General features: G+C 72.2%; 10 protein-coding genes and 1 rRNA gene. 2 read left to right on the plus strand and 9 right to left on the minus strand.

From position 1 onward, the window contains the following. Positions 1 to 95 precede the first annotated feature (95 nt). The 3 genes from ACZ7MG_RS40780 to ACZ7MG_RS40790 are packed head-to-tail and all read right to left on the minus strand — an operon-like array spanning position 96 to position 2,143. On the minus strand, positions 96 to 1,001 hold the full coding sequence (locus tag ACZ7MG_RS40780) for an NAD kinase (protein WP_471395224.1): 906 nt from the start codon (positions 999 to 1,001) through the stop codon (positions 96 to 98). Beyond that, positions 998 to 1,813 (minus strand): TlyA family RNA methyltransferase, encoded by an 816-nt coding sequence (locus tag ACZ7MG_RS40785; protein ID WP_471395225.1) that lies wholly within the window; start codon positions 1,811 to 1,813, stop codon positions 998 to 1,000. The genes ACZ7MG_RS40780 and ACZ7MG_RS40785 overlap by 4 nt, the downstream gene beginning before the upstream one ends. 45 nt (positions 1,814 to 1,858) lie before the next feature. Then, positions 1,859 to 2,143 (minus strand): hypothetical protein, encoded by a 285-nt coding sequence (locus ACZ7MG_RS40790; RefSeq protein WP_471395226.1) that lies wholly within the window; start codon positions 2,141 to 2,143, stop codon positions 1,859 to 1,861. A 42-nt stretch (positions 2,144 to 2,185) separates the two neighbouring features. Between ACZ7MG_RS40790 and ACZ7MG_RS40795 the strand changes: the two genes are divergently transcribed. Next, positions 2,186 to 2,533, plus strand: a complete 348-nt coding sequence (locus tag ACZ7MG_RS40795; protein ID WP_471395227.1) for an SCP2 sterol-binding domain-containing protein — start codon at positions 2,186 to 2,188, stop codon at positions 2,531 to 2,533. On the opposite strand, the gene ACZ7MG_RS40800 is transcribed toward ACZ7MG_RS40795, so the two are convergent. The 4 genes from ACZ7MG_RS40800 to ACZ7MG_RS40815 form a co-directional block, all read right to left on the minus strand. Then, the gene (locus tag ACZ7MG_RS40800) at positions 2,517 to 3,404 is read right to left on the minus strand and encodes an ABC transporter ATP-binding protein (protein WP_471395228.1); all 888 of its coding nucleotides are present in this window, start codon (positions 3,402 to 3,404) and stop codon (positions 2,517 to 2,519) included. The genes ACZ7MG_RS40795 and ACZ7MG_RS40800 overlap by 17 nt on opposite strands. After that, positions 3,401 to 4,450: a FecCD family ABC transporter permease gene (locus tag ACZ7MG_RS40805; protein WP_471395229.1), complete on the minus strand. Its 1,050-nt coding sequence runs from the start codon at positions 4,448 to 4,450 to the stop codon at positions 3,401 to 3,403. The genes ACZ7MG_RS40800 and ACZ7MG_RS40805 overlap by 4 nt, the downstream gene beginning before the upstream one ends. 29 nt (positions 4,451 to 4,479) lie before the next feature. Further along, positions 4,480 to 5,523 carry a FecCD family ABC transporter permease gene (locus ACZ7MG_RS40810; RefSeq protein WP_471395230.1) on the minus strand — a complete coding sequence of 348 codons (1,044 nt, stop codon included), beginning with the start codon at positions 5,521 to 5,523 and terminating at the stop codon, positions 4,480 to 4,482. Between the two features lie 88 nt (positions 5,524 to 5,611). Continuing rightward, positions 5,612 to 6,640, minus strand: a complete 1,029-nt coding sequence (locus ACZ7MG_RS40815; protein ID WP_471395231.1) for an HAD hydrolase-like protein — start codon at positions 6,638 to 6,640, stop codon at positions 5,612 to 5,614. Positions 6,641 to 6,774: 134 nt separating this feature from the next. Here ACZ7MG_RS40815 and ACZ7MG_RS40820 point away from each other — a divergent pair, with 134 nt between their 5' ends. Further along, positions 6,775 to 8,067 (plus strand): DUF1015 family protein, encoded by a 1,293-nt coding sequence (locus tag ACZ7MG_RS40820; protein ID WP_471395232.1) that lies wholly within the window; start codon positions 6,775 to 6,777, stop codon positions 8,065 to 8,067. An 85-nt stretch (positions 8,068 to 8,152) separates the two neighbouring features. Here ACZ7MG_RS40820 and ACZ7MG_RS40825 read toward each other — a convergent pair whose 3' ends face one another. Beyond that, positions 8,153 to 9,031, minus strand: a complete 879-nt coding sequence (locus ACZ7MG_RS40825) for a tetratricopeptide repeat protein (RefSeq protein ID WP_471395237.1) — start codon at positions 9,029 to 9,031, stop codon at positions 8,153 to 8,155. A gap of 1,387 nt (positions 9,032 to 10,418) precedes the next feature. Further along, a 5S ribosomal RNA gene (rrf, locus tag ACZ7MG_RS40830) occupies positions 10,419 to 10,511 on the minus strand; the annotation flags it as partial.

Below are 10,511 nucleotides of genomic sequence, written 5' to 3' on the forward strand. Positions count from 1 at the left end.
AGCGACAGCGCGCCCTTCAGGGGCGCGGGGAACTGCGCGAGCAACCACAACGAACCCGCGGCTGCCGACGGCCCCCCGCCATCCCCCACGAGACGCTAGTGCCGAGCCCCCCGCCACCCGGAAACAGGCAACGCGAACTTGGCCACCAGCCGATCCGTGAACGACGCATGGTGCAACCGAGCCAGCCGCACCGGCACGGCCCCCCGCCGCACCTCGACCCGCGCCCCCGGCGGCAACTCGACGGTCCGCCGCCCGTCACACCACAGCACCCCCGGCGGAACATGCGGCAGCACCTCCACCGCCAACACAGAATCCGGCGACGTCACCAACGGCTTCGCGAACAGCGCGTGCGCGCTGATCGGCACCATCAGCAGCGCCTCGACCTCCGGCCACACCACGGGCCCGCCCGCCGAGAACGCGTACGCGGTGGACCCGGTCGGAGTGGACAGCACGATGCCGTCGCACCCGAACCCCGTCACCGGCCGCCCGTCGATCTCCAGCACGACTTCGAGCAGCTTCTCGGCGCCGGCCTTCTGCACGGCCGCCTCGTTCAGCGCCCAGTCCGTGTGGACGATGTCCCCGTTCTGATGAACGACGACATCGACGGTCATCCGCTCCTCGACCTCGTACGCCCTGGTCACCACCCGGTCGACAACCTTGTCGAGGTCGTCCCGCTCGGCCTCCGCGAGGAAGCCGACGCTGCCGAGGTTGACGCCCAGCATCGGCACCCCGGACGCACGGGCGAATTCGGCGCCGCGCAGCAGCGTGCCGTCACCGCCGAGGACGATGAGCAGCTCGCACCCGTCCAGGCACTGCGGGGTGGCCTCCTTGACGAGTTCCACCTCCTCCGGCACCGGGATGTCCTCGGCCTCGTGCTCCAGGACACGCACGGTGATGCCGTGGTGCAGCAGCCCCTTGACGACGAGTTCGGCGCTGCGGATCGCGGCCGGCCGCCCGGTGTGGGTGAGCAGAAAAACAGTTCGAGATCGGTCCTGAGTCAACGCGGCCCCTCCGCCACTGCTCGATCGACGTCGGCCGGGTCCAGCGCGGGAGCCCCGGCACGCAGCCACAGAAAGTACTCGACATTGCCCGAGGGCCCGGGCAGCGGACTGGCCGTCACACCCTTCACCCCGAGCCCCAGCTCCCCGGCCCGCCGGGCCACCCCGCGCACCGCCTCGGCACGCAGCTCCGGACTGCGTACGACTCCCCCACTGCCCAGCCGCTCCTTACCCACCTCGAACTGCGGCTTGACCATCATCACCAGATCGGCGTCCGGCTTCACGCACCGCGCCAGCGCGGGCAGTACCAGGCCGAGCGGGATGAAGGACAGATCCCCCACGACTAGATCCACAGGCTCCCCATCGATCGCTTCGAGCGTCAACTCGCGTACGTTCGTACGGTCCTTGACGGTGACGCGTTCATCGCTCTGCAGAGTCCAGGCGAGTTGTCCGTATCCGACGTCCACGGCGACGACGTGCGCGGCTCCGGCCCGCAGCAGTACGTCGGTGAAGCCCCCGGTGGAGGCACCGGCGTCCAGCGCCCGCCGCCCCTCGACGGCGAGCCCCTGCGGGACGAACGCCTCCAGGGCTCCCGCGAGCTTGTGGCCGCCGCGCGACACGTACTCGGGGTCGGTGTCGTCGCTCACGACCACGATCGCGGCGGCGGTCTCCACCTGGGTGGCGGACTTGGTCGCGACGGTCTTGCCGACGGTGACCCGCCCGGCGGCGATCAGCTGGCTCGCGTGCTCACGCGACCGCGCGAGCTTCCGCCGGACCAGTTCGGCGTCCAGACGGCGGCGTGAGACTCCTGCCACGGTGGGTTCAGCTCCTGCTCTCGTGTCTACGGCTGCACGGCCCGGCTACGGCCGTGGGGGCGCCGGAGGTCCCGGGCGGGCGTCCAGCGCGGTGAGCGCGTCACGCAGCCCCCGGTGTACATCCTCGTACACCTCCACATGGCCGTCGGTCGCGAGGTGGTCGGCATCGGCCAGCCGGTCGAGGGCGGAGTCGACCTCGGGGTGGCCGGTGGCGGTGCGGGGCACGTGCAGCGGGGCCGGTGCGGCGGGGTCGTCCTCGGGCCCGACCACCGTCGCAGCCGCGTCCTCCGTCTCCTCCACCACTGTGACCTCGGGCAAAGAGTCGCTCATGCCCAGACGCTACCGCGAAGCTCTGGGGTACCGTCGGTCGCGATGGCAACGATTGAGGAGTGCCGAGCCGCACTCGAAAAGCTCTCGGACAACATGGCGGGCGCCAACGGACAGGTGCGCGAGGCGACGGCTCTGAACCGTTCGGTGAGCTGCCACATCAAGGATCTCGACGTCACCTTCGTGGGCCGGATGCGCGAGGGCCGGATCGAGGTGCAGGACACCCTTGAGGGCCCGCCCACCGAGAAGGCCCAGATCCGGCTGGCCATGACCGGCGACGATCTGGTGGCCCTCGTCGACGGCGAACTGAACTTCGCCAAGGCCTGGGGCGCGGGCCGGGTGAAGCTGGAGGCGGGCTTCCGCGACCTGCTCCAGCTCAGGAAGCTTCTGTAGCCCCGACCTTCTGGGCAGTCCCCGCCTTCTCGACCGCCCCCGCCTTCTCGTCCGCGGTCCGGGCCCTGCGGGCCGCCGGCACCACCAGCGGGGTCCCCGTCTCCGGGTCGTCGATGACCTGGCAGCGCAGCCCGAAGACCTCCTCGACCAGGTCGGCCGTGACGATCTCGGAGGGGGCGCCCTCGGCGATCACCGCGCCGCCGCGCAGGGCGATGAGGTGGGTGGCGTACCGGGCCGCGTGGTTGAGGTCGTGCAGCACCGCGACCAGCGTGCGGCCCCGCTCCTCGTGGAGTTCGGCGCACAGGTCGAGGACATCGATCTGGTGCTGGATGTCGAGGAAGGTGGTCGGCTCGTCCAGCAGCAGCAGCGGGGTCTGCTGCGCGAGTGCCATGGCGATCCAGACGCGCTGGCGCTGACCGCCGGACAGCTCGTCGACGTAACGGTCGGCCAATTCGGCGACCCCGGTCGACTCCATCGACTCACGGACGATCCGCTCGTCCTCGGTGGACCACTGCCGCAGCAGCCCCTGGTGCGGGTACCGGCCGCGGCCCACGAGGTCGCCGACGGTGATCCCGTCGGGCGCGATCGACGACTGCGGCAGCAGGCCGAGCGTCCGGGCGACCTTCTTCGCGGGCATCGACTGGATGACGTTCCCGTCGAGCAGCACCCGTCCCTGGGACGGCTTCAGCATCCGGGACAGGGCGCGCAGCAGCGTGGACTTGCCGCAGGCGTTGGGGCCGACGATCACGGTGAACGAGTTGTCGGGTATCTCCACCGACAGCTGCTCGGCGATGACCCGCTGGTCATAGGCGAGGGTGACGTTCTCGGCGGACAGGCGGTTCACAGTGCTCCTCTTGTCGTTCTCGTTCATATCCGCCCGGCCTTCCGCTCGGTGACCAGCAGCCACAGCAGATAGACGCCGCCGAGCACCCCGGTGACGACACCGACGGGCAACTGGTCGGCGCCGAAGGCCCGCTGCGAGGCCCAGTCGGCGACGATCAGCAGGGTCGCGCCCATGCACATCGCGGCCACCAGGTTCGGGCCGGGCGAGCGGGTCAGCCGCTTGGCGAGCTGGGGCGCGGTGAGGGCGACGAAGCTGACCGGCCCGGCGGCGGCGGTGGCCCCGGCGGTGAGCAGCACGGCCGACACCATCAGCAGCAGCCGTACGCGTTCGACGCTCACCCCGAGGGCGTACGACACGTCGTCGCCCATCTCCAGCATCCGCAGCGCGCGGGCGTTGCCGAGCACCAGGGGCACGAGGATCGCGCACATGATCAGCAGCGGCCAGACCTGTTCCCAGTCGCGGCCGTTGAGGGAGCCGGTCATCCACACGACCGCGCGGGCCGCGTCGACGAGGTCGGCTTTGGTGATCAGATAGCCGTTGACCGCCGTGACGATCGCGGAGACACCGATGCCGACCAGCACGAGCCGGTAGCCGTGCACCCCCCGCTTCCACGCCAGTACGTAGATGGCGATGCCGGTGACCAGCCCGCCGGCGAGCGCCCCGAGGGCCACCTGGTCGGCGTCGCCGGAGAACAGCACGATGACGACCAGCGCGCCGGCGGTGGCGCCCTGCGAGAGGCCGAGCACATCCGGACTGCCCAGCGGATTACGGGAGATGGACTGGAACAGCGCCCCGCCGAGCCCGAGCGAGGCCCCGACCAGCAACCCGACCAGGACCCGCGGCAGCCGCAGCTCGTTGACGATGAGCTCCTGGCCCGGGTCGCCGTCGCCGAGCAGCGTCCTCAGGACGTCGCCGGCCGGGATCGGGAAGTCGCCGGTCCCGATCAGGACGACACTCGCCGTCAGCGCCGCCGCCAGCAGCAGCGCGACGACGACGAACGCCCGTACGTCCAGCCGGACCGACAGTCCGCCGGGCGTGCGGACCGCCCGATCGCGCGCGGCGGGCCTGCCCACGGCTCGGGTCTCCCTCGTTGCCTGCGTCTTCACAGCTGGGCCGTCCTCCGCCGTCGTACGAGAAAGATGAACACCGGCCCGCCGAGGATCGCGGTGACGATGCCGACCTGGAGTTCCGCGGGCCGGGCCACCATGCGGCCGATGACATCGGCGCCGAGCAGCAGCACGGGCGAGAGGACGGTCGCGTACGGCAGGATCCAGCGCAGGTCGGGCCCGGTGAAGGAGCGCACGGCGTGCGGAACCATCAGCCCGACGAAGACGATGGGCCCGCAGGCGGCGGTCGCGGCGCCGCACAGCACGGTGGCGGCGGCCATGGAGAGCGCCCGGGTGCGGTTGAGGTGGGCGCCGAGCGCGCGGGCGGTGTCGTCGCCCATGGCCATCGCGTTCAGCGGCCGGGCGAGCAGCAGCGCGACGACCGTGCCGACGGCCAGGAACGGCAGCACCTGGGTGATGGTCCCGTCGGTCGCCGAGGCCAGTGAACCGACCGTCCAGAAGCGCATCTTGGAGAGCGCCGCGTCATCCATGATCATCACGGCCTGGAGATAGCCGTACAGGGCGGCGCTGATCGCCGTGCCCGCGAGCGCGAGCCGCACCGGCGTCGCGCCCCGGCTGCCGCCGAGGAACCAGACCAGCGCCCCGACCGCGGCGGCCCCCGCGAACGCGAACCACACATATCCGCTGAGCGAGGTGACGCCGAAGTAGGTGATGGCGGTGACCACGGCCGCGGACGCGCCCGCGTTGATGCCGAGCAGTCCCGGGTCGGCCAGCGGATTCCGGGTGAGCGCCTGGAGCACGGCACCGGCCAGTCCGAGCGCGGCCCCCGCGAGCAGCCCGAGGAGCGTGCGCGAGATCCGCTCCCCGACCACGGCGTCGCCGTACGTCCCCGTGTCCTCGAACAGGCCGTGCCAGACCTGCTCCAGCGACAGCTCTTTCGCACCGATCGCGATACTCGCCAGGGCGACCAGGACGAGGATCAGGAGGGACACGAGGAGCCCGACGGCTCGTATCGCCCGGCGGTTCGGGGGCGCGGGGGCGGTCTCCGCGCTCGGTTCAGGAGGACTGTCGACCAACACCCGGTTAGGTTAGCCTATCCTCCCCTTCTCGCTCGATCGCGTCCGCGAACACCGCACAGACGCACAGATCGCGCACAGGCGTCGCGCCTCACAACCCCAGCCGGGCCAGCGCCTTGCCCCCGTCCAGTGCGCACGAGCCCTCCCCCGCCGCCGTCCAGGCCGCCGCGCACAGCGCGCGCAACCCGTCCAGCGCCTCGCCCTCGCCGTCCAGTTCGAGCCGCTCGGCGCCGGCCGTCGCCGTCCAGCCGCCGCAGCGGAAGCCCGCGCCCGCCTCGACGACCTCCGGCTGCCCGGTGAGCATGCCGCGCAGATCGGCGTCGACATACGTCGGCCGGTGCTGTGGGGGCGCGGCCAGCAGCTGTGCGCCGTCGGTCACGCCGGTCAGTACGAGCAGGGAGTCGACCTCGCCGTTGAACGCGCCCTCGATGTCGGTGTCCAGCCGGTCCCCGACCACCAACGGCCGCTCGGCGCCCGTCCGCAGGATCGTCTCCCGGTGCATCGGCGGCAGCGGCTTGCCGGCCACCTGCGGCTCGGCCCCGGTCGCGATCCGCACCACCTGCACCGCCGCCCCGTTACCGGGCGCGATGCCCCGCGCGCTCGGAATCGTCAGATCGGTGTTGGAGGCGTACCACGGCACCCCGCGCGCGACGGCGTAGCTGGCCTCCGCGAACCGCCCCCAGGGCAGGTCGAGTCCGCCGAACCCCTGCACCACGGCCGCCGGGTCGTCGTCGGCCGACTCGACCGGTTCGAGGCCCCGCTCGCGCAGCGCCACCCGCAGCCCCTCGCCGCCGATGACCAGCACCCGCGCACCGGCGGGCAACTGCTCGCTGATCAGCCGGGCCACGGCCTGCGCCGAGGTGATGACATCACCGGCCTCGGTAGGTATTCCGAGCGCCGTGAGATGCGCGGCGACCGTGTCGGGCGTCCGCAGCGCGTTGTTCGTGACGTACGCGAGGTGCATGCCACCGGCGCGCGCCGTCCCCAGGGACTCAACGGCGTACGCGATGGCGCTCCCGCCCGCGTACACCACCCCGTCCAGATCGAGCAGCGCCGTGTCGTACGCCTCGCTCAGGGCCTGCCCACTGCCGTCGGGCCGTGTCCTGACTGCCTGGCTCATTGCACTCCGTTCCTCGCCGGGTCGATCGCCCGACCGGTCGCCCGCGGGTCGGTCGGCCGCCCGGTGGGTCAACAATCGGTTAGGTCGCTTTCTCCGATCATCCCTCACACAGCCGACACCCCTACGATGCATCAATGAACTACGCAGGTCCCGCGGAGGAGATCCCGGCGCGCAGCGGCCTCGAACTGACCCCGTTCCGGGGGCTTCGGTACGACCCCGACCGGGTCGGCAGCCTGGCCGCCGTGACATCACCGCCGTACGACGTGGTCGTACGGCCGGACGGTCTGCTCCACCTCGAATCCGCCGATCCGCACAACATCGTCCGCCTCATCCTCCCCCAGGCCGGAACGCCCGCCGCCCGCGACGAACAGGCGGCCGACACCCTGCGCCGCTGGCTCGCCGAGGGCGTCCTCGCCCCCGACGCGGAGCCGGGCCTCTACGTCTACGAGCAGGCGGACGACAGCATCCTCCAACGCGGTCTCATCGGAGCGCTGCGCCTCTCGGAGCCCTCCGACGGCGTGGTCCTCCCCCACGAGGACGTCATCCCCCATGTCATCGCGGACCGCGCGGCCCTGATGCGCGCCACCTCCACCAACATGGAGCCCCTGCTGCTCACCTACCGGGGCAACGGCAGCACGGCCGGTGCGACGGCCGTGGTCGAGCGCACCACGCGACGCGCCCCGCTCCTCCGCACGACCACCGAGGACGGCTTCCGTCACCGGCTCTGGGCGGTCACCGACCCGGCCGATCTCGCCGAGATCCAGTCGGACCTGGCCCACCACCAGGCCCTGATAGCCGACGGCCACCACCGCTGGGCCACCTACCTCCGGCTCCGCGCGGAACACCCGTCCCCCAGCCCCTGGGACTACGGCCTGGTCCTCCTGGTGGACACCGCCCGCTACCCCTTGCGCGTCCGCGCGATCCACCGCCTCCTGCACCGCCTCCCGGTCCACGAGGCCCTCACCGCCCTCAACGGCCGGTTCCGCGTCCGCACCCTCGACGTCCCCCTCCCCGACGCCCTCGCGGCCCTGGCGGACGCGGCAGCCGACGGCAACGCCTTCCTCCTCACGGGCGACGGCTCCTTCCACCTCGTCGACCGCCCGGACCCGGACCTCCTCGCCCGTACGATCCCCGCCGACCGCCCGGCCGCCTGGCGCACCCTCGACGCGACGGTCCTGCACGCCGTCCTCCTCGACCACGTCTGGCACATCCCCGAGGACTCCCCGGCCCACATCGCCTACATCCACGACACCGCCGCGACCGTGGAGAAGGCCGAACGCGACGGCGGCACGGCCGTCCTCATGCACCCGGTCCGCGAGGAGGTCGTACGCGACCTCGCCCGCCAGGGCGTCACCATGCCCCGCAAGTCCACGTCGTTCGGCCCGAAACCGGCCTCGGGACTGGTCCTGCGCGCACTGGAGCTGTGAGGGCCCGCACCCAGGACCCACAGGTATGAAAAAAGGGCGGGACCCCGCGTACGGGATCCCGCCCTTCTACTGTCTCCGCCGGACGTCAGTCCTTGTCGTCGTGCACGTCGGCGACGGCGTCGGCGACCTCGGGGGCGGCCTCAGGGGCGACCTCGGAGGCCACATCCTCCGCGTCGATCTCGTCGATCTCGACGTCCTCGTCGTCCTCGTCGTCGTCCTCGACGGCGGTGGGGCTCGCGGCGGATTCGGATGACGCGTCCTGAGACACCTCGTCGTCCTCGTCGTCGCCGAGGGCGTCGACGAACTCGACGCCGTCCATCTCCGCGAGCCGGTCCGACGCGTCCGTGCTGCCGTCCTTGTCGGCCTCGACGGCCTTGGCGAACCACTCCCGCGCTTCGCCCTCACGCCCGGCCGCGAGCAGCGCGTCGGCGTACGCGTACCGCAGGCGCGCGGTCCACGGCTGTACGGAGTTGGAGGCCAGCTCCGGGCTCTGCAGCGTGACGATGGCCGCGTCGAGCTGGTCCATGTCACGCCGGGCGCCGGCCGCCACGAGCCGCATCTCGACCTGACCGGCCTTGTCCAGCTTGTGCACCTCGGGGGCCCCGGCCATGTCCAGCGCCTTCTCGGGCCGCCCGAGACCACGCTCGCAGTCGGCCATGACGGGCCACAGGTCGACGTTGCCGGTCATCCGCCGGGCCGCACGGAACTCCGCGAGCGCCTCGCTGTACTTCTGGTTGGCGTACGCGGCGAAGCCGGCTGCCTCCCGCACGGCGGCGACACGCGACGCGAGCCGCAGTGCCACCCGGGAGTACCCGTAGGCACGCTCGGGCTCCTCGTCGATGAGCCGGGCGACCATCACCAGGTTCTTGGCGACCTCCTCGGCCAGCCCCTTGGGCAGGCTCAGCAGCTCCTGGCGTACGTCCTTGTCGATCTCGTCGCCCGTGACGTCCTCGGGGATCGGCAGCCGCTTGATCGGCTCGCGGTCCCGGTCACGGTCGTCGCGGAACCCGCCACCGCGCCGGTCGTCGCCCCGACGGTCGTCCCGGCCGCGGAAACCGCCACCGGGTCGGCCGCCGCGGTCGTCGCGCCGGGGCCCACGGCCGCGGTCGTCACGCCCGCGATCGTCACGGCCACGGAACCCGCCGGTGCGCTCGCCACCACGGCTGTCGTCACGCCGGAAGCCGCCGCCACGCTGCTCGCCACGGTTGTCGTCGCGGCGGAAGCCGCCACGGTCGTCGTCCCGACGGTAGGAGGGGCGCTCACCGTCACGACGGACGGGACGGTCGTCACGGCGGTCGTCCCTACGGTCATCGCGGCGGAAGGCCGGGCGGTCCCCGTCCCTGCGGTCGTCACGGCGGAAGTCGTCACGGCGGTCGTCGCGACGGAAGGGCGGGCGTCCACCGCGGTCGTCCCCGCGCCGGTCGTCACGGCCGCGATCGTCACGCCCACGGAAGCCGCCGGTGCGCTCGCCACCACGGCTGTCGTCACGCCGGAAGCCGCCGCCGCCACGCTGCTCGCCACGGTCGTCGTCGCGGCGGAACGCGGGCCGGTCGCCCTCACGGCGGTCGGGCCGGTCGTCGCGACGGAACCCACGGTCCCGATCGCGGTCCCGGTCACGGTCGTCCCGGCGGAAGCCGCCACGGTCCCCGCTGTCGCGCCGGTCGTCACGGCGATCGTCCCTGCGGTCATCGCGCCGGAACGCCGGACGGTCATCGCGCCGGCCGAAGCTACCGCGGTCGTCGCCACGACGCTCGTCGCGCCGATCGTCCCGACGGTCATCACGGCGGTCGTCGCGGCGGAACGCGGGCCGGTCACCGTCCCGTCGGAAGCCACGGTCTCGGTCGCGGTCGTCACGACGCGGACCGGCACCCCCGCCGGGGCGGTCGTCGCGCCGGAACGCGGGGCGAGGCCCACGGTCACCCTCGCGACGGTCGTCCCGTCCACGGAATCCACCGCCGCCGGCACCACCGGCACCGCCGCCGCGCTGGTCACCACGGTTGTCGTCACGCCGGAAGCCGCCACGGTCACCACGGTCGTCGCGGCGATCATCACGCCGGAAGCCTCCGCGGTCGTCGCTGCGGCGGTCATCACCACGGCGGTCGTCGCTGCGGCGATCGTCGCGCCGGCCGTAGCCACCGCGGTCGTTGTCGCGTCGGTCGTTGTCCCGGCGCGGTCCACCGCGATAGCCGCCACGGTCACCACTGTCCCGTCGCCGCTGGTCGCGCTCCGGTCGATCGTCGGGAGAGTTGGTGGACATGGTGACTCCTGTCTTCGGTACTGCAAGCATTCTAGAAACAAAAGGACCCCTGGTCCCAGCTGAACGCTGGGACCAGGGGTCCTTTCCAAAGATTGTTCGGCGGCGTCCTACTCTCCCACAGGGTCCCCCCTGCAGTACCATCGGCGCTGTAAGGCTTAGCTTCCGGGTTCGGAATGTAACCGGGCGT

This window comes from Streptomyces sp. NPDC107538, from assembly GCF_055657445.1.